The sequence below is a fragment of the Cellulomonas gilvus ATCC 13127 genome (assembly GCF_000218545.1).
In the GTDB taxonomy this organism is placed as follows: domain Bacteria; phylum Actinomycetota; class Actinomycetes; order Actinomycetales; family Cellulomonadaceae; genus Cellulomonas; species Cellulomonas gilvus.
Genome location: NC_015671.1, coordinates 2,278,027 through 2,296,029, shown reverse-complemented (window position 1 = coordinate 2,296,029; position 18,003 = coordinate 2,278,027). Strand labels below are relative to the sequence as shown.

General features: G+C 73.9%; 18 protein-coding genes. 15 read left to right on the top strand and 3 right to left on the bottom strand.

Features of this window, described 5'->3' with window-relative positions; translation table 11 throughout:
* The first annotated feature begins 258 nt into the window (after nt 1-258).
* The 8 genes from rpsB to dxr all read left to right on the top strand — a co-directional run bounded on the left by rpsB (nt 259) and on the right by dxr (nt 7,237).
* Nucleotides 259-1,158 carry a 30S ribosomal protein S2 gene (rpsB, locus tag CELGI_RS10580; protein WP_013884116.1) on the top strand — a complete coding sequence of 300 codons (900 nt, stop codon included), beginning with the start codon at nt 259-261 and terminating at the stop codon, nt 1,156-1,158.
* A gap of 46 nt (nt 1,159-1,204) precedes the next feature.
* Nucleotides 1,205-2,050: a translation elongation factor Ts gene (tsf, locus tag CELGI_RS10575; RefSeq protein ID WP_013884115.1), complete on the top strand. Its 846-nt coding sequence runs from the start codon at nt 1,205-1,207 to the stop codon at nt 2,048-2,050.
* Nucleotides 2,051-2,139: 89 nt separating this feature from the next.
* Nucleotides 2,140-2,886 carry a UMP kinase gene (gene pyrH, locus CELGI_RS10570; RefSeq protein ID WP_013884114.1) on the top strand — a complete coding sequence of 249 codons (747 nt, stop codon included), beginning with the start codon at nt 2,140-2,142 and terminating at the stop codon, nt 2,884-2,886.
* 49 nt (nt 2,887-2,935) lie between these two features.
* Nucleotides 2,936-3,493, top strand: coding sequence for a ribosome recycling factor (frr, locus tag CELGI_RS10565; protein WP_013884113.1), 558 nt, complete (start codon nt 2,936-2,938; stop codon nt 3,491-3,493).
* Nucleotides 3,493-4,341, top strand: a complete 849-nt coding sequence (locus tag CELGI_RS10560) for a phosphatidate cytidylyltransferase (protein ID WP_013884112.1) — start codon at nt 3,493-3,495, stop codon at nt 4,339-4,341. Before frr ends, CELGI_RS10560 begins: the two co-directional genes overlap by 1 nt.
* A 25-nt stretch (nt 4,342-4,366) precedes the next feature.
* The gene (gene rlmN / locus CELGI_RS10555; RefSeq protein ID WP_013884111.1) at nt 4,367-5,494 is read left to right on the top strand and encodes a 23S rRNA (adenine(2503)-C(2))-methyltransferase RlmN; all 1,128 of its coding nucleotides are present in this window, start codon (nt 4,367-4,369) and stop codon (nt 5,492-5,494) included.
* Nucleotides 5,491-6,045: a DivIVA domain-containing protein gene (locus tag CELGI_RS10550; protein ID WP_013884110.1), complete on the top strand. Its 555-nt coding sequence runs from the start codon at nt 5,491-5,493 to the stop codon at nt 6,043-6,045. The genes rlmN and CELGI_RS10550 overlap by 4 nt, the downstream gene beginning before the upstream one ends.
* Nucleotides 6,046-6,055: 10 nt before the next feature.
* Complete coding sequence (gene dxr, locus CELGI_RS10545; RefSeq protein ID WP_013884109.1) at nt 6,056-7,237, top strand: 1-deoxy-D-xylulose-5-phosphate reductoisomerase; 1,182 nt, start codon at nt 6,056-6,058, stop codon at nt 7,235-7,237.
* A 21-nt stretch (nt 7,238-7,258) separates the two neighbouring features.
* Here the strand turns inward: dxr and CELGI_RS10540 are convergent, their stop codons facing one another.
* Nucleotides 7,259-8,443, bottom strand: a complete 1,185-nt coding sequence (locus CELGI_RS10540) for an NAD(P)/FAD-dependent oxidoreductase (protein ID WP_013884108.1) — start codon at nt 8,441-8,443, stop codon at nt 7,259-7,261.
* 149 nt (nt 8,444-8,592) lie between these two features.
* On the opposite strand from CELGI_RS10540, the gene CELGI_RS10535 reads away from it, so the two are divergent.
* The 4 genes from CELGI_RS10535 (at nt 8,593) to CELGI_RS10520 (ending at nt 12,484) form a co-directional block, all read left to right on the top strand.
* Complete coding sequence (locus tag CELGI_RS10535) at nt 8,593-9,909, top strand: M50 family metallopeptidase (protein WP_013884107.1); 1,317 nt, start codon at nt 8,593-8,595, stop codon at nt 9,907-9,909.
* Between the two features lie 2 nt (nt 9,910-9,911).
* Nucleotides 9,912-10,262 carry an iron chaperone gene (locus CELGI_RS10530; protein WP_013884106.1) on the top strand — a complete coding sequence of 117 codons (351 nt, stop codon included), beginning with the start codon at nt 9,912-9,914 and terminating at the stop codon, nt 10,260-10,262.
* A gap of 100 nt (nt 10,263-10,362) precedes the next feature.
* Entirely contained in the window at nt 10,363-11,523 is a 1,161-nt protein-coding gene (gene ispG, locus CELGI_RS10525; protein WP_013884105.1) for a flavodoxin-dependent (E)-4-hydroxy-3-methylbut-2-enyl-diphosphate synthase, read from the top strand.
* 64 nt (nt 11,524-11,587) lie between these two features.
* Entirely contained in the window at nt 11,588-12,484 is an 897-nt protein-coding gene (locus CELGI_RS10520; protein ID WP_013884104.1) for a GNAT family N-acetyltransferase, read from the top strand.
* 7 nt (nt 12,485-12,491) lie between these two features.
* Here CELGI_RS10520 and CELGI_RS10515 read toward each other — a convergent pair whose 3' ends face one another.
* Complete coding sequence (locus CELGI_RS10515; RefSeq protein ID WP_013884103.1) at nt 12,492-13,382, bottom strand: Fpg/Nei family DNA glycosylase; 891 nt, start codon at nt 13,380-13,382, stop codon at nt 12,492-12,494.
* A 90-nt stretch (nt 13,383-13,472) separates the two neighbouring features.
* On the opposite strand from CELGI_RS10515, the gene CELGI_RS10510 reads away from it, so the two are divergent.
* The gene (locus CELGI_RS10510; RefSeq protein ID WP_013884102.1) at nt 13,473-15,284 is read left to right on the top strand and encodes a proline--tRNA ligase; all 1,812 of its coding nucleotides are present in this window, start codon (nt 13,473-13,475) and stop codon (nt 15,282-15,284) included.
* Nucleotides 15,285-15,293: 9 nt separating this feature from the next.
* Here CELGI_RS10510 and CELGI_RS10505 read toward each other — a convergent pair whose 3' ends face one another.
* Nucleotides 15,294-16,310, bottom strand: a complete 1,017-nt coding sequence (locus tag CELGI_RS10505) for a DUF4439 domain-containing protein (RefSeq protein ID WP_013884101.1) — start codon at nt 16,308-16,310, stop codon at nt 15,294-15,296.
* A 137-nt stretch (nt 16,311-16,447) separates the two neighbouring features.
* Here CELGI_RS10505 and CELGI_RS10500 point away from each other — a divergent pair, with 137 nt between their 5' ends.
* Both CELGI_RS10500 and nusA read left to right on the top strand, forming a co-directional pair.
* Nucleotides 16,448-16,987, top strand: coding sequence for a ribosome maturation factor RimP (locus tag CELGI_RS10500; RefSeq protein ID WP_013884100.1), 540 nt, complete (start codon nt 16,448-16,450; stop codon nt 16,985-16,987).
* Entirely contained in the window at nt 16,987-17,994 is a 1,008-nt protein-coding gene (gene nusA / locus CELGI_RS10495) for a transcription termination factor NusA (RefSeq protein WP_013884099.1), read from the top strand. Before CELGI_RS10500 ends, nusA begins: the two co-directional genes overlap by 1 nt.
* Nucleotides 17,995-18,003: the final 9 nt, after the last annotated feature.

Sequence of the window (18,003 nt, the reverse complement as noted above, 5' to 3'; positions counted from 1 at the left end):
CGGCGAGAGCTGGTCGACTTCGCGTGCCCTCCTCCGGGACGCCGCCGTTCGCGGCGGTGGATCCGGGGCGTCCTCCGCGTGGTCCGGTCGGGTCCTTCCCGGCCGGTGCGGGACGCCAGGGCACCAGGGGCTCCGGCATCCGCCGGCGCCGACAACCGAACTGCGGGACCGCCCGCCGGACGTCCGCACGGACCCGGCACGAACGGCGGCCCGCCTGACGTGCGCCCCGCCGAGCGGTGCGCCACGGAAGGAAGTGCCATGGCCGTCGTGACCATGCGCCAGCTGCTCGAGAGCGGTGTCCACTTCGGGCACCAGACCCGCCGCTGGAACCCCAAGATGAAGCGCTTCATCTTCACCGAGCGCAACGGCATCTACATCGTCGACCTGCAGCAGTCGCTGTCCTACATCGACCGCGCGTACGACTTCGTCTCGCAGACGGTCGCGCACGGCGGGTCGATCCTGTTCGTCGGCACCAAGAAGCAGGCGCAGGAGCCCGTCGCCGAGCAGGCCGCGCGCGTCGGCATGCCGTACGTCAACCAGCGCTGGCTGGGTGGCATGCTCACCAACTTCTCCACGATGCACAAGCGTCTCCAGCGCCTCAAGGAGCTCGAGCAGATCGACTTCGACGACGTCGCGGCCTCGGGCCTGACGAAGAAGGAGCTCCTGGTCCTGCGTCGCGAGAAGGACAAGCTCGCCAAGACGCTCGGCGGCATCCGCGACATGGCCAAGGTCCCCTCGGCCGTGTGGATCGTCGACACGAACAAGGAGCACCTCGCGGTCGACGAGGCGCGCAAGCTGGGCATCCCGGTCGTCGCGATCCTCGACACCAACTGCGACCCCGACGTGGTCGACTACCCGATCCCGGGCAACGACGACGCGATCCGCGCCGTGCAGCTGCTGACCCGCGTGATCGCGGACGCGGTCGCGGACGGTCTGATGAAGCGTCACTCGGGCAAGGCCGCCGCCGAGGGTGGCGCGCCGGCTGAGGCCGAGCCGTTGGCCGAGTGGGAGCGTGAGCTCCTCGCGGGTGCCGAGGCCGACCTGGCCGCCGCTCCGGCCGCCGACGAGGCCCCGGCCGAGGCGCCGGCCGCCGAGGAGGCGCCCGCCGCCGAGGCCGCGCCCGAGGCTGCCACCGACGCCCCGGCCGACCAGGCCTGAGCACCGCACGTCTTCGATCGCTTCATCGACAAGAACGGACACACTGATGGCGAACTACTCGCTCCAGGACATCAAGGACCTGCGCGAGAAGACCGGCGCCGGCATGCTCGACGTCAAGAAGGCGCTCGAGGAGGCCGAGGGCGACCCGGCCAAGGCGCTCGAGATCATCCGCGTGAAGGGCCTCAAGGGCGTCGGCAAGCGTGAGGGCCGTGCGGCCTCCGACGGTCTGGTCGCGGCGCACGTCGGCCCCACGGCCGACGGCGAGGGCCAGACCGGCGTGCTGGTCGAGGTCAACTCGGAGACCGACTTCGTGGCGAAGAGCCAGTCGTTCATCTCGCTCGCCGAGCGCGTGCTCGCGGCGGCCGTCTCGACGGGTGCCCGCGACGCGGACGCGCTGACGTCGGCCGAGTACGAGGGCACGACCGTGCAGAACATCGTCGACGAGACGGCCGCCACGCTCGGTGAGCGCGTCGTCGTGCGTCGTCTGGCCCGCGTGGCCGGCGAGCACGTCGAGGTCTACCTGCACAAGGTCAACAAGGACCTGCCCCCGCAGGTCGGCGTGCTCGTCGCGACGGACGCGGCCGCGGCCTCGGTCGCGCGTGACGTGGCGACGCACATCGCGGCGTTCTCGCCGCTGTACCTCACGCGTGACGAGGTCCCGGCCGAGACGGTCGAGAACGAGCGCAAGATCGCCGAGGAGACGGCCCGCAACGAGGGCAAGCCCGAGGCCGCGCTCGCGAAGATCGTCGAGGGCCGGCTCACGGGGTACTTCAAGGAGAACGTCCTGGTCGACCAGGCGTTCGCCAAGGACTCGAAGAAGTCGGTCGGTCAGGTGCTGGCGGAGGCCGGCGGCACGGTGACGGGCTTCGTCCGTTTCCGCGTGGGAGCCTGATCCCACCATCGACGCACGGTGGCCCTGGTCCCAGGTGGGCCGGGGCCACCGGCGTAGGCAAGCCCGTGAGCGACCCGCCTGGAGGCGACGTGACCCTGGACACTTCCACCGACGCGACCACGGTCGCCCCCCGGCGCCGGGTGCTGCTGAAGCTCTCGGGTGAGACGTTCGGAGGCGGTTCGGTCGGCCTCGCGGTGGACGTGGTCCGGCGCGTGGCCGAGGAGATCGCGGTCGCGGTGCGCGGCGGCGTCGAGGTCGCGATCGTCGTCGGCGGCGGCAACTTCTTCCGTGGTGCCGAGCTGTCCGCGAGCGGCATGGACCGGGCCCGCGCGGACTACATGGGCATGCTCGGCACGGTCATGAACTGCCTGGCGCTGCAGGACTTCCTGGAGCAGGCGGGCGTGAGCACGCGCGTGCAGACCGCGATCACGATGGGCCAGGTCGCCGAGCCCTACATCCCGCTGCGCGCGATCCGGCACCTCGAGAAGGGCCGCGTCGTCATCTTCGGCGCGGGTGCGGGCATGCCGTACTTCTCGACCGACACCGTGAGCGTGCAGCGCGCCCTGGAGACGCACTGCCAGGAGGTGCTCATGGGCAAGAACGGCGTGGACGGCGTGTACAGCGCGGACCCGCGCACGGACCCCGACGCCGTGAAGCTCGACCACCTCACGTACACCGACGCCCTGGTGGGCGACCTGGCCGTGATGGACGCCACCGCGCTGTCGCTGTGCCGCGACAACGACGTGGTCATGCGCGTGTTCGGCCTCGAGGAGGTCGGCAACGTCACCCGCGCGCTCCAGGGTGAGAAGATCGGCACGTCCGTCACGGCAGACTGACCAGCAGACTCGTCCTGAGCCTGATCGAACGAATGCACGAGGAGAACCGGTGATCGACGAGACGCTGCTCGAGGCCGAGGAGAAGATGGACAAGGCGATCGAGGTCGCCAAGGACGACTTCGCGACCATCCGCACGGGCCGTGCGAACGCCGCGATGTTCTCCAAGATCTTCGTCGACTACTACGGCTCGCCGACGCCGCTGCAGCAGCTCGCGTCGTTCAACGTGACCGAGGCGCGCACGGTGCTGATCTCGCCGTTCGACAAGTCGGCGACCGCGGCGGTCGAGAAGGCGCTGCGGGACTCGGACCTGGGCGTCAACCCCAACAACGACGGCAACGTCATCCGCGTCGTGCTGCCCGCCCTCACCGAGGAGCGTCGCCGCGACTTCGTGAAGCTCGCCAAGGCGAAGGCCGAGCAGGCGCGCACGTCGGTGCGTGCGGTGCGCCGCCGCGCCAAGGAGGAGCTCGACCGCATCGTCAAGGACGGCGAGGCGGGCGAGGACGAGGTCGCACGCGCCGAGAAGGAGCTCGAGGCGCTGACCAAGAAGCACGTGGACACGATCGACCACCTGCTGACGTCCAAGGAGAGCGAGCTGCTCGAGGTCTGATGACGCAGCTCGCCGCCCCCACCACGTCTCGACCGGGTCGTGACCTCCCGGTCGCGATCTCGGTCGGCGTCGGCATGCTCGTCGTCGTGGTCGCCTCCCTGTTCATCAGGAAGGAGGCGTTCCTCGTGGTGGCGGTGCTCGCGGTGTGCGCGGGCCTGTGGGAGCTCGCGCAGGCGTTCACCCGCCGCGCGATCCACCTGCCGCTGCTGCCCCTGCTGGTGGGCGCGGTCGGGATCCTGGTCTCGTCGTACACCGCCGGGCCGGAGGCGCTGTTCGTCTCGTTCATGCTGACCGTCGGCGGCGTCGTGGTGTGGCGGGTCCTCGACGGCAGCGGCGACAGCGCGCTGCGTGACGTGGTCGGCGGTGCGTTCGCGGCGGCGTACCTGCCGTTCCTGGCGGGCTTCGTGATGCTCATGCTCGCGGAGCCCGACGGCCCGGCGCGCGTGCTCGTCTTCATCCTGCTGTGCGTCGCGAGCGACACGGGCGGGTTCGCGGTCGGCGTGCTGCTCGGCCGGCACCCGCTCGCGCCGTCGGTCAGCCCCAAGAAGTCGTGGGAGGGGCTCGCGGGCTCGGTCGTGCTCGCATGCGTCGTCGGGGTCGTGAGCGTGCAGGTCGCGTTCGAGGGTGAGCCGCTGGTCGGCGTGTTCCTGGGCCTGGCGACCGTCGTCACCGCGACGCTGGGCGACCTCGCGGAGTCGATGCTCAAGCGTGACCTCGAGCTCAAGGACATGGGACGCCTGGTGCCCGGTCACGGCGGCGTGCTCGACCGCCTCGACTCGCTCCTGCTCACGGCGCCCGCCGTCTACCTGGTCCTCACCCTGCTGCAGCCGGCCCCCGTCGGCTTCTAGCCCAGTCCATCCCCCGGAGTCACCCGTGCCCGCCACCCCCGTCCGCCTGGACCTGTCCTCACCCGTCCGCGGGCCCCGGGGCAAGCCGCCCCGGCACTTCGTCGACCTCACGCCCGACGAGCGCGTCGCCGCGGTGACCGCGCTCGGGGAGAAGCCGTTCCGGGCCAAGCAGCTCGCGACGCACTACTTCACGCACCTCACGGCCGACGCGGCCGCGATGACGGACCTTCCCGCGGCGACGCGTGACACGCTCGTGGCCGACCTGTTCCCGCAGCTGCTCACCAGGGCGCGCACGCAGACCGCGGACGGCGGCACGACGGTCAAGACGCTGTGGCACCTGTTCGACCACGCCAAGGTCGAGTCGGTGCTCATGCGGTACGCGAACCGCACCACGCTGTGCATCTCCTCGCAGGCCGGGTGCGGCCTCGCGTGCGCGTTCTGCGCCACGGGTCAGATGGGCCTGACGCGCAACCTGTCGACGGCCGAGATCGTCGAGCAGGTCCGCGAGGCGGCGCGCGCGCTGCAGGCGGGCGAGGTCCCCGGCGGGCCCACGCGTCTGTCGAACGTCGTGTTCATGGGGATGGGCGAGCCGCTGGCCAACTACAAGGCGATCATGGCGACGGTGCGCACGCTCGTCGCCCCGGCGCCCGAGGGCCTGGGCCTGTCCGCGCGCAACGTCACGGTCTCGACCGTCGGCATGGTCCCCGCGATGCGCAAGCTGGCCGACGAGGGCATCCCGGTGACGCTCGCGCTGTCGCTGCACGCTCCGGACGACGAGCTGCGCAGCGAGCTGGTGCCCGTGAACACGCGCTGGGACGTCGACGAGGCGCTCGACGCCGCCTACCACTACTTCGAGGTCACGGGCCGGCGGGTCTCGATCGAGTACGCGCTGATCCGCGACGTGAACGACCACGCGTGGCGGGCGGACCTCCTGGGCGAGAAGCTCAACGCGCGCGGCCGCGGATGGGTGCACTGCAACCCGATCCCGCTCAACCCCGTGCCGAACTCGCGGTGGACGGCGAGCGATCCCCGGGTGGAGCAGGAGTTCGTGGCACGCTTGCGTGCGCACGGGATCCCGACGACGATCCGGGACACCCGTGGCAGCGACATCGACGGCGCGTGCGGCCAGCTCGCCGCGGAGGAGGACGAGTGAGCGACGGCATGTTCCGGACGGTGTCGGGCTTCCGGTCGGGGTACGACCCGGACGAGGTCGACGAGTTCTTCGACCACGCGCGCGCGATGTACGAGAAGGGGCCGGGCACGGCGCTCTCGGCCAAGGACGTGCGCCGCGTCGGGTTCGAGATGGTGCGCGGCGGGTACGCGACGGCCGCCGTCGACGCGGCGCTCGACCGTCTCGAGTCCGCGTTCGTCGCGCGCGCGCGGGCCGAGTACGTGCAGCAGCACGGTCAGCAGGCGTGGATGGCGCAGCTCGGCGAGCAGGCCAGGACGCTGTACGGCCGGCTCGGGCGACCCGACGGCGACCGGTTCGCGCCGCCCCAGGGCCGCGAGCAGGGCTACGAGCCCGCGGATGTCGACGCGCTGTGCCACCGGCTGATCGCGTACTTCGACAAGGGTGCGGCGCTCACGTCGGGTGAGGTCCGCTCGGCCACGTTCCGCCGTCGCAAGGGCAGTGACGCCTATGGCGAGCCCGCCGTGGACGCGTTCGTCGCGCGGGCCGTCGAGGTCCTGCTCGGCGTCGAGTGAGGCGCGGCGCGTGAGCGCGGAGCGCGTCCGGAGCGTCGTGCTGCTCGGCTCGACGGGGTCGATCGGGACGCAGGCGATCGACGTCGTCGTGCGGCACCCCGACCGGTTCCGGGTGACCGGCCTGGCGGCGGGCGGCGGGGATCCCGCGCTGCTGGCGCGGCAGGCCGTCGAGCTGGAGGTCGCCCGCGTCGCGGTCGCCGACGAGCGCGCCGCGCCCGCGGTGCGCGACGCGCTGACCGCCGCGGGAGCTCGCGGCGTCGCGGTCCTGGCCGGGCCCGCGGCGGCCACCGAGCTCGCGGGCGAGGGTGCCGACGTCGTGCTCAACGGCGTGACCGGCTCGGTGGGCCTGCAGCCCACGCTCGCGGCGCTGCGGGCCGGGAGCACGCTCGCGCTCGCCAACAAGGAGTCGCTGGTGGTCGGCGGCGCCCTGGTGCGGCGCGCGGCGACGCGCCCGGACCAGATCGTGCCGGTCGACTCCGAGCACTCGGCGCTCGCACAGGCGCTGCGGTCCGGCACCGCGGGCGAGGTGGCTCGACTGGTGCTCACCGCGTCGGGCGGACCGTTCCGCGGCTGGACCGCGGACGACGTGAAGGCCGTCACACCGCAGCAGGCGCTCGCGCACCCCACGTGGGCGATGGGCCCGGTGGTGACGATCAACTCCGCCACGCTCATGAACAAGGGGCTCGAGCTGATCGAGGCACACCTGCTGTTCGACGTGCCCGTGGAGCGGATCGACGTGGTGGTGCACCCGCAGTCGGTCGTGCACTCGATGGTGCAGTTCGTCGACGGCTCGACGATCGCGCAGGCGTCGCCGCCCGACATGCGGCTCCCGATCGCGCTCGGGCTGTCCTGGCCCGAGCGGCTCGAGGACGTCGCGCCCGCGTGCGACTGGACGGCGGCCACGTCCTGGACGTTCGAGCCGCTCGACGAGGACCTGTTCCGTGCCGTGCGGCTCGCGCGGCACGCGGTCGCGGCGTCGGCCACGCACCCGGCCGTCTACAACGCGGCCAACGAGCAGTGCGTCGCGGCGTTCCTGGCGGGGCGGATCGGCTTCCTCGACATCGTCACGACGGTCGAGCGCGTGCTCGACGAGCACGCCGGGACCGCCGCCGAGGACCTCTCGCTCGAGGCCGTGCTGGCCGCCGAGACGTGGGCACGCACGCGGGCCGACGCGCTGCTCGCGCAGCGCTGACCGCAGCGCTGACCGAGAGGTTCAGGCGCGCCGCACCCAGGGCGCGGTCGCGAGCTCGGACGCGGTGCCCGTGATGAGCTCGGCGACGGTGCGTCCCGCGACGTTGGCGGCGGCCGGTCCGGTCCCGCCGCTGCGCGCCCACGTGGCGCCCGGCACGTGGCCGACCGACGGCAGCGCGCCGGAGGCCGCGAGCGGTCGCAGCCACGCGTGCGTCACGGGCGCGTCGGTCAGCACCGGCAGCAGGTCGACGAGCAGGTCGTGCAGCGCCGTGGCCGACGCGGGCGGGCGCAGCAGCGCGTCCAGGGCGCGGACCAGGCGCGGCGCCCCGGGTCGCGCGCGGCCGGCCACGAGCCGCCCGTCGGGGGTGCGGACGACGCGCAGGCCGTCGCCGTGCGCGAGCACCTCGGCATCCGCGAGACCGATCCGCGCCCATGTCGCGTCGGGCAGCGGCGCCGTGGCGAGCGTCGCGGCCCAGGCACGCAGCTCGGGTGCCTCGGGCCGGGTGTCCACGACGGTCGCGGCGCGGACCGTGCCGTGCGGCGTCACGACGGCCTGGTCGACGACGCGTGCCGCGGGCGTGCGGTCCGCGATGCGGGCCGCACGCGCGACCAGGACGCCGGCCAGGCCGCGCGCCAGGCGCCCCGGGTCGAGCCGCGCCGCCTCGGGCGACCACGTGCCACCGACCGCGTCGTCGACCAGCACGCGCTCGCGCAGTCCGGCCGCGTCGAGCACGTGCGTCTCGTCTCCCCAGCGCTGCGCGGAGGCGGCCTGGCGCTCGAGCCGGGTGAGCGCGTCGTCGTCGGCGGCCAGGACCAGCTCGCCGCCGAACGCGAAGCCGCAGTCGATCTCCTCGACCGCGGCGACGCCACCGACCTCGACGACCGCATCACGCAGCAGCGCGCGCGCGTGCGCGGCGGCCGTGCGCGAGTGCCGCGCGGCGAGGGCGTCCGCGGTGAGGCCGGCGCGCGCCGAGCACGCACCCACGCCGCGCTCGTCCTGGCCGGTCACGCCGGCCTCGACGACGAGCACGTCGAGCGCCGGGTCGGCGTCGAGCAGGTAGTACGCGGTCCACAGGCCCGTCAGGCCGCCGCCCACCACCACGACGTCGGCCGTGGTGTCGCCGTCGAGCGGGGGGCGGGGGACGGCCGCGCCGTCCACCCACAGCGGGGGGCCGTCGCCGGCGTCGGCACGTCGTCGTCGGATCACCTGCTGATGCTCACCCGCGGCGCCGCCCGCTTCAACTCGCCACGCACGCGGCGCGGCCCGTGCCGTGCGCGGGTCGTCGGCGCGCACCCAGGAACGCGGTGGATGATGGGCATCCGCGCGCCCCCGCGCGGTCGGTCCAGGGAGGGTCCGTGGAGTACCTGATCGGCGTGCTGATCGCCGTCGTCGTGCTGCTCGCGTCGATCGCGCTGCACGAGGTGGGGCACATGGTGCCCGCCAAGAGGTTCGGCGTCCGGGTGAGCCACTACTTCGTCGGGTTCGGCCCGACGCTGTGGTCGCGCACGCGTGGCGAGACCGAGTACGGCGTCAAGGCCATCCCGCTGGGCGGGTTCGTGCGGCTCGTCGGCATGTACGCACCCGCCGAGGCCGTGGGCAACCCGCCCGCGCGCACCTGGTTGGGCAGGCTCGCGCAGGACGCGCGTGCGGCGAGCGCCGAGGAGATCCGACCGGGCGAGGACCACCGGGCGTTCTACCGGCTGTCGACGCCGAAGAAGCTCGTCGTGATGCTCGGCGGGCCCGTGATGAACCTGATCATCGCGTTCGTGCTGATGGCGGTCGTGATGCTGGGCTTCGGCGTGCCGACCACGACCGCGACGCTCGGCACCGTCTCGCAGTGCGTCATCCCGGCCGACGAGCCCGCGGACCGCACGTGCACCGCCACGGACGAGCCCGCCCCGGGCGCGGCCGCGGGTCTGCTGCCGGGGGACACCGTGATCCGTTACGACGGCGTCGCCGTGGCGTCGTGGGACCAGCTCACGGGTCTGATCCGGGCCTCGGGCGGCCAGGCCACGCCCGTCGTGGTGCAGCGCGACGGTCAGGAGGTCGAGCTCACGGTCACGCCGGTGCTGGCGCAGCGCCCCGTGCTCGACGACGACGGTGAGCCGGTGCTGGACGACGACGGGCGTGCCATCGCGCGCGCTGTGGGCTTCCTGGGCGTGACCCCGACCACCGCGATGGTGCCGACGGGCGTCGGGGAGGTCCCGCAGGTCGTGGCCGAGCGCACGTGGCAGACGATGTCCGTCGTCGCGACGCTGCCCGCACGCATGGTCGACCTGGTGGAGACCACGTTCGGCCAGGAGGAGCGCGGCACGGACAGCATCGTCGGCATCGTCGGCGTCGGGCGGTTCGCGGGCGAGATCGCGTCCTACGACGCGGACGGGATCGACTGGGGCGACAAGCTCGCCGGGCTGCTCGAGATGCTCGCGGCGCTCAACCTCGCGCTGTTCGTGTTCAACCTGATCCCGCTGCCGCCGCTCGACGGGGGGCACGTGGCCGCGGCGCTCTGGGAGGGCGCCAAGCGGCAGGTCGCGCGGGTGCGCGGGCTGCCGCGGCCGGGTCCGTTCGACACGGCGAGGTTGGTGCCGCTCGCGTACGGGGTGTTCGTGGTGCTGGGGCTCATGGGCGTGCTGCTGATCTACGCGGACATCGTCAACCCCGTGCGGATCTGACCGTGCCGGGCGAGCTCGAGGCCATGCTCGCGGGGCTCGAGGAGCCCACGCGCGCCGCCGTGGTGCGCGTCTACGACCGCGCGCGTGCGCTCGTACCCGACGCGGTCGACGGCCTCGGCTACGGCATGCCCGCGCTCGTCCACCGGGGCAGGCCGCTCGTCGCCGTGAGGCCCGCGGCGCGGCACATCGGCCTGTACCCGTTCAGCCCGGCGGCGATCGACGCGGTGCGCCCCGAGCTGGTCGGGTTCGCGCTGTCGAAGGGCACGGTCCGCTTCACGCCCGAGCGGCCCGTGCCCGACGACGTCCTGGACCGGTTGCTGACCGTCCGCCGGGACGAGATCGAGTGCGCGTGACGCCCCGGACGGGTGACGGAGTGTGCCGATCCCGTGCCGGTTCGCGGTGGGCGCACGCCTGGGCGCCATGTGCACGGCACCGGGGTGGGAAGATGGGACGGTGAGCGTCCCGATCAGCCTCGGCATGCCGGAGGCCCCCGTACCCGTCCTGGCCCCGCGTCGCCCGTCCCGCAAGATCCGGGTGGGCAAGGTCGAGGTGGGCGGGGACGCCCCCGTCAGCGTCCAGTCCATGACGACGACGCCCACCACGGACATCAACGCGACGCTGCAGCAGATCGCCGCACTGACGGCCTCGGGCTGCGACATCGTGCGCGTCGCGGTGCCCAGCCAGGACGACGCGGACGCGCTGCCGCAGATCGCACGCAAGTCGCAGATCCCCGTGATCGCGGACATCCACTTCCAGCCCAAGTACGTGTTCGCGGCGATCGACGCCGGGTGCGCCGCGGTGCGCGTCAACCCGGGCAACATCCGCAAGTTCGACGACCAGGTCGGCGCGATCGCACGCGCGGCGTCGGATGCCGGCGTGAGCCTGCGGATCGGCGTCAACGCGGGCTCGTTGGACCCGCGGCTGCTCGCGAAGTACGGCAAGGCCACGCCCGAGGCGCTCGTCGAGTCGGCCGTGTGGGAGGCGTCGCTGTTCGAGGAGCACGACTTCCACGACTTCAAGATCTCGGTCAAGCACAACGACCCGGTCGTCATGGTCCGGGCCTACGAGCTGCTGGCCGAGCGCGGCGACTGGCCCCTGCACCTCGGCGTCACCGAGGCGGGCCCGGCCTTCCAGGGCACGATCAAGTCGGCGACCGCGTTCGGCGCGCTGCTCAGCAAGGGCATCGGCGACACGATCCGGGTCTCGCTGTCCGCCCCTCCCGTCGAGGAGGTCAAGGTCGGCATCCAGATCCTGCAGTCCCTCAACCTGCGGCCGCGCAAGCTCGAGATCGTCTCCTGCCCGTCGTGCGGTCGCGCCCAGGTGGACGTCTACACGCTCGCCGAGCGCGTGACGGCCGGGCTCGAGGGTCTCGAGGTGCCGCTGCGCGTGGCCGTCATGGGCTGCGTCGTGAACGGTCCCGGCGAGGCGCGCGAGGCGGACCTCGGCGTCGCGTCGGGCAACGGCAAGGGGCAGATCTTCGTGCGGGGCGAGGTCATCAAGACCGTGCCGGAGTCGCAGATCGTGGAGACGCTGATCGAGGAGGCCATGCGCATCGCGGAGTCGATGGACGTGGTCGAGGCCGGTCAGGGCAGCCCCGTCGTCACGGTCGGCTGACGCAGGGTCGACCGGACCGCTGACGCCGGGCGCGCACCACGGCCGGGTGAGGCAGAATCCCCCCATGGCTGCGCGGCGTGCGACGGTGCTCGAGCGTCGTCCCGGCGCGCGCGTGCTGGCCGACGTCGACCTGGTCGCCGCGCTCGGCGTGTGTGCGCAGGACCCCGTCGGCTCGGTGCTGGCCACGGCCCGCCTGGAGCACGCGCGCACGGTCGGGCTGCGCAGCGCGGGCGGCACGCTGTGGGGCTACCAGCACGCGGGGACGCTCGTCGCGGTGTGCTGGGCGGGCGCGAACATGGTCCCGGTGGTGCCCGCCGCCGATCCCGCGGTGGCCGGCGCCGCGCTGGACGCGTTCGCGTTCCTCGCCGCGAAGCAGGGGCGGCGGTGCTCGTCGCTCGTGGGCCCGGCGCCCGCGGTGCTGGGTCTGTGGGAGCGGCTGCGGCAGGCATGGCCCGGGGTGCGCGAGATCCGCGACGACCAGCCCTCGATGGTCATCGACCACGCGCCGCTGCGCGCACCCGACCCCCTGGTCCGCCGCTCGCGGCCCGAGGAGTACGACACGGTGCTGCCCGCGTGCGTGCGCATGTTCACCGAGGAGGTCGGCTACTCACCGGCGAGCGGACCGCACGGCCCGTACGAGACCCGCGTGCGCTCGCTCGTGGCGCAGGGTCGGTCGTTCGTGCGCATGGAGCCCGGGCCCGACGGGACGGCCCGCGTCGCTTTCAAGGCCGAGCTGGGAGCGATTGCCGGGGGAGTCGCCCAGGTGCAGGGCGTGTGGGTGACGCCCGACCGGCGGGGCGTGCGCCTGTCGGAGCACGGCATGGCGGCCGTGGTCGAGCTCGCGCGCGAGCTCGCGCCGGTCGTGTCGCTGTACGTCAACGACTACAACGCGCGTGCGATCGCGGCGTACCGCGCGGTGGGCTTCCGGCAGGTCGGCTCGTACGCCACGGTGCTGTTCTGAGCACGCGTCAGCGCAGCAGCCGGGACATCCGGCGGTCGGCGAGCGGCTTGCCGCCGGTCTGGCACGTGGGGCAGTACTGCAACGACGAGTCCGCGAACGCGACCTCGTGCACGGTGTCGCCGCACGGCGTGCCGTCCCACCCGGGGCACGGCTGACCCGTGCGGCCGTGCACGCGCATGCCCTGACGCTTCGCGTCCTTGAGCTGGGCGGCGGGCTTGCCCGACGCGGCCGCGACGGCCTGGTCGAGCACGTCACGGATCGACGCGTAGAGCACGTCCACCTGGGCGGCGCCCAGCTTGCCGGTGAGCGCGAACGGTGACGTGCGCGCGGCGTGCAGGATCTCGTCGGAGTACGCGTTGCCGATCCCGGCGATCGTGCCCTGGTCGCGCAGGAGCCCCTTGATCTGCTGGTTGCGCCCCGTGACCAGCTCGCCGAACCGCTCACGCGTGAACTGCGCGGACAGCGGCTCGACGCCGAGCGACGCGATCTGCGGGACCAGCTGCGGGTCGTCGACGACGTGCACCGCCAGCCGTTTGCGGGTGCCCTGCTCCGTGAGGTCGAACCCCGAGCCGTCGTCGAGCCGGACCCGGAGCGCGAGCGGAGACCGCCCGGGCCGCACGGGCGTCGTCGCGAGCTGGTCGGACCACCGGACCCAGCCCGCGCGGGACAGGTGCCACACCAGGTGCAACGGCTCACCCGTGGGCGTCGCGACGAGCAGGTCGAGCCACTTGCCGTGCCGGCTCGCGTCCACGACGGTCCCGCCGACCAGGGCGTCCGGCGGGGGCCGGAACGTCTTGAGCGCGGCGATGTCACCCACGCCGACCTGCGTGACGGTCCGGCCCACGGCGCGCTCGCGCAGGAACCCGGCGAGTGCCTCGACCTCGGGAAGCTCAGGCATGAGGACATCGTGGCGCACCGCACGGCAGCGCGTCGGCCGCTGCGGAAACGGCGTGCGTCGCACGCGGCGCGGACAACTAGGCTTCGGCCCATGCTCCTGCGTATGTCCACGCTGTTCGTCCGCACGCTGCGGGAGGACCCCGCCGACGCCGAGGTCGCGAGCCACCGCCTCCTGGTGCGCGCCGGTTACATCCGGCGCGCCGCCCCCGGCATCTACACGTGGCTCCCGCTGGGCCTGCGCGTGCTGGGCAAGGTCGAGGCCGTGGTGCGCGAGGAGATGGCCGCCGCGGGCGCGCAGGAGGTGCACTTCCCGGCGCTGCTGCCGCGCGAGCCGTACGAGGCGACGGGCCGGTGGACCGAGTACGGGCCGAACATCTTCCGGCTCAAGGACCGCAAGGGGAACGACTACCTCCTCGCGCCCACGCACGAGGAGATGTTCACGCTCCTGGTCAAGGACCTGTACTCGTCGTACAAGGACCTGCCGCTCACGATCTTCCAGATCCAGACCAAGTACCGCGACGAGGCCCGCCCGCGTGCGGGGCTCATCCGCGGGCGTGAGTTCGTCATGAAGGACGCCTACTCGTTCGACGTCGACGACGCCGGGCTGGACGCGTCCTACGACGCGCAGCGCCAGGCCTACCAGCGCGTGTTCGACCGGCTCGGCCTCGAGTACGTGATCGTGGCCGCGACGTCGGGCGCCATGGGCGGATCCCGCTCGGAGGAGTTCCTGACGCCGACCGCGATCGGCGAGGACACGTTCGTGCGCTCGGCCGGCGGCTACGCGGCGAACGTCGAGGCCGTGACGACCGTCGTCCCGGACGCGCTGCCGTACGACGACGCACCCGCGGCGCACGTCGAGGACACGCCGGACACGCCGACGATCGACTCGCTCGTCGCGCTCGCGAACGAGCGCTTCGCGCGGCCCGACCGCGCGTGGACCGCGGCCGACACGCTGAAGAACGTCGTGCTCGCGCTCGTGCACCCCACCGGCGAGCGCGAGCTCGTCGTGGTCGGCCTGCCGGGCGACCGCGAGGTCGACCTCAAGCGGTTCGAGGCCGCCGTCGCGCCGGCCGAGGTCGAGGCCGCGGGTGACGCGGACTTCGCGGCGCACCCCGAGCTGGTCCGCGGCTACATCGGTCCCGCGGTGCTCGGGCCCAACGCGCCCGTGGCCGACGGCGCCGAGCGGACCGCGGTGCGGTACCTGCTGGACCCGCGCGTGGTGCCGGGCACCCGCTGGATCACGGGCGCGAACGTGCCCGGCCGGCACGTGTTCGACCTGGTCGCCGGGCGCGACTTCACAGCCGACGGCACGGTCGAGGCCGCCGAGGTGCGCGCGGGCGACCCCGCGCCCGACGGGTCGGGTCCGCTCGAGCTCGCGCGCGGCATCGAGATCGGCCACATCTTCGCGCTCGGACGCAAGTACGCCCAGGCCCTGGGCCTGACGGTGCTCGACCAGAACGGCAAGGCGCAGGTCGTGACCATGGGCTCGTACGGCATCGGGGTCACGCGTGTGCTGGCCGCGCTCGCCGAGGCCCACCACGACGAGAAGGGTCTGGCCTGGCCCGCGCACGTCGCACCCGCGCACGTGCACGTCGTCGCGACCGGCAAGGACGCGGCGGTGTTCACCGCCGCGGAGGACATCGCGCGGGCGCTCGCGGACCGCGGCGTCGAGGTGCTGTACGACGACCGGCCCAAGGTCTCGCCGGGCGTCAAGTTCGCCGACGCCGAGCTGTTCGGCGTCCCGCTCGTGGTGGTCGTGGGCCGGGGCCTGGCCGACGGCGTGGTCGAGGTGCGGCCGCGCGTCGGTGGCGAGAGCGTCCAGGTGCCCGTGGCGGACGTGGTCGACGAGGTCGCGGCGCGGGTGAGCGCGCTGCTGACCGGTTCCGCCAACGCGCAGGCCTGACGCGGACGGTCAGGAGGCGGCGGCCTCCGCCTGCTCGGGCAGCCCCGGGAAGGCGGCGGCCGCCGCGCCCGCCGCGCGCGCGTCGGTGACCGCGCGCAGCAGACCGTCGAGGTAGGCCACGCGGCCGCCCGCGGGTTCGCGCGCGAGCGCGGCGGCGTACGCGTCGGCGACACCGCCGAGCACCGTGCGCTCGAGCTGGTCGAGCACGGCGTCGTCGTCGAGGCCCACCGGCAGCGCGTACGCCGCGAGCCGCGGGTCCTGCGGGCCGTCGGCGATCCCGGCCGCCGTGGCCCATGCGGCGCCGAGCGTGCGCGCGCGCTGCGCAGCCTCGCGTGCGGCCGCGCGCTGCTTGCCCGTGAGGTGGGCGGCCACGACCTCGAACGCGAAGCCGGCCTCGTCGTGCGCGCGGGCCAGCGGCGCGGCGGACTCCGGCGCCACCGTCTCGGGGACGGTCTGCTCGTCGGCCGGGACGGGTGCGGGGGAGTCGACCTCGAGCGCGTCCGCGAGGCGCGCGCCGAGGTCGGCGCGGCTGACCGCGACCGAACCGACCAGGCGTGCGAGCGCGCCGTCCTCGAGCGCGTCGGCGTCGCGCAGCGCCTCGTCCGCGGCCTCGCCGAGCATCCCGAGCACGTCCGCCGGGGTCGCGAGCACGGCGGCGCGCGCCGACGTCGGGGTGACCTCGGGACGCGGGAGGCCCGAGTCGTAGGTGCCGCCGAGCTGCTCGGCGTGCTGGTCGGCGACCTGCGCGACCTGCTCGAGCAGCGCGCGCAGCTCGTCGTCCACGTCCGCCCCGGCGGCGGCGGACGTCGCGGCGTCGGCGATCTCGAGCGCGTCCGCCACGGTGCGTCCGCGCACCTGCTCGACCGCGTCCGGCGACGGCTCGACCGGGGGCGGGGTCTCGGGGCGCAGCCCACAACCCGCCAGGACCAGGGCCACGAGCGCGGCGAGGAGCGCCGCACCGAGGCGCGCGGACGTGACGCCCGCCACGTCGGTGCGGGTGGATCGGGCGGCGTCAGGCGTGGTCATCGCGGGCGATCCTGCCATGCGGGCCCCGTGCGCCCGGGCACTGCGCTCCGCGAGCCCGGGAACTCGTTACGCTGGGTGACCACAAACGGGTCGCGCACGCGCCGGCCCCGCACAGGCGAAGGGAGGCGGTCCTGGTCGTGGTCGCACCGACGCAGCGGGTGAAGGACGTGATCGAGCCGGCCGTGACGGCCCTCGGGCTCGTGGTCGAGGACGTGCACGTCCGCCGGGCCGGTGGTCGGCAGGTGGTCGAGGTGTCGCTCGGGCTCGCCGAGGACGACGAGCGTGAGCTGGACCTGGACCGCGTCGCCGACGCGACGTCCGCGATCTCCGATGCGCTCGACGCGAGCGACCCCGTCGCGGGGGAGTACACGCTCGAGGTCGGGACACGCGGTGCGGACGCCCCGCTGCGGGAGCGCCGCCACTACGCGCGCGCCGTCGGCCGGGCCGTCCGGGTGCGGACCGCGTCCGGCACCACGACCGGACGCCTGCAGGAGCTGACGGACGACGGCATCGTCGTCGTCCCCGTGACACCGGGCGTCAAGGGACGCCCGCCGAAGATCGGCGCGCCGGTGACCATCCCGTTCGGGGACGTGACCGAGGCACGCGTCGAGGTGGACCTGGCGGGGCTCGGCCCCGCTGACGACGACGGCGCGGACGACGCCGGACTGGAGAGCTGATGGACATCGACATGCAGGCGCTGCGCTCGCTCGAGCGCGAGCGTGAGATCAGCCTCGACGTGCTGGTCGAGGCGATCGAGCAGGCGCTCCTGTCCGCCTACCACCGCACGCCCGGTGCGCACCAGCGCGCGCGCGTCGAGCTGGACCGCCGCTCGGGGCACGTGACCGTGTGGGCCCGGGAGACGCCCGCGGCCGACGAGGACGGGCAGCCCGTCGCCGAGGCGCCCGAGTTCGACGACACGCCCGCGGGCTTCGGGCGGATCGCGACCGCGACCGCGCGCCAGGTGATCGTGCAGCGCCTGCGCGACGCCGAGGACGACCAGGTGCTGGGCACGTTCCGCGGCAAGGAGGGCGAGGTCCTGGGCGGGGTGATCCAGCAGGGCCCCGACCCGCGCGTGGTGCTCGTGGACGTGGGCGGCACCGAGGCCGTGCTGCCGCCGCACGAGCAGGTGCCGGGCGAGCAGTACGTGCACGGCGAGCGGATCCGCGGCTACGTGCTCGAGGTCGCGCGCGGTTCGCGTGGGCCCCAGGTCACGCTGTCGCGCTCGCACCCCAACCTGGTGCGCAAGCTGTTCGAGCTCGAGGTGCCCGAGGTCGCGGACGGCACGGTCGACATCACGGCGCTCGCGCGTGAGGCGGGACACCGCACCAAGATGGCCGTGCGCGCCAACGTCGCGGGCGTCAACGCCAAGGGCGCGTGCATCGGCCCGATGGGCGGCCGCGTGCGCGCGGTCATGGCCGAGCTGCACGGCGAGAAGATCGACATCGTCGACCACTCGGACGACCCCGCGGAGATGGTCGCGCACGCGCTGTCGCCCGCGCGCGTGGTCTCGGTCACGGTGGTCGACGAGGCCGCACGCGCCGCACGTGTCGTCGTGCCCGACTACCAGCTCTCGCTGGCCATCGGCAAGGAGGGCCAGAACGCCCGCCTCGCCGCGAAGCTCACGGGCTGGCGCATCGACATCCGCTCGGACGCCGAGGCGCCGGCGGGGCCCGCCGACGCGTGAGCGGGGCGC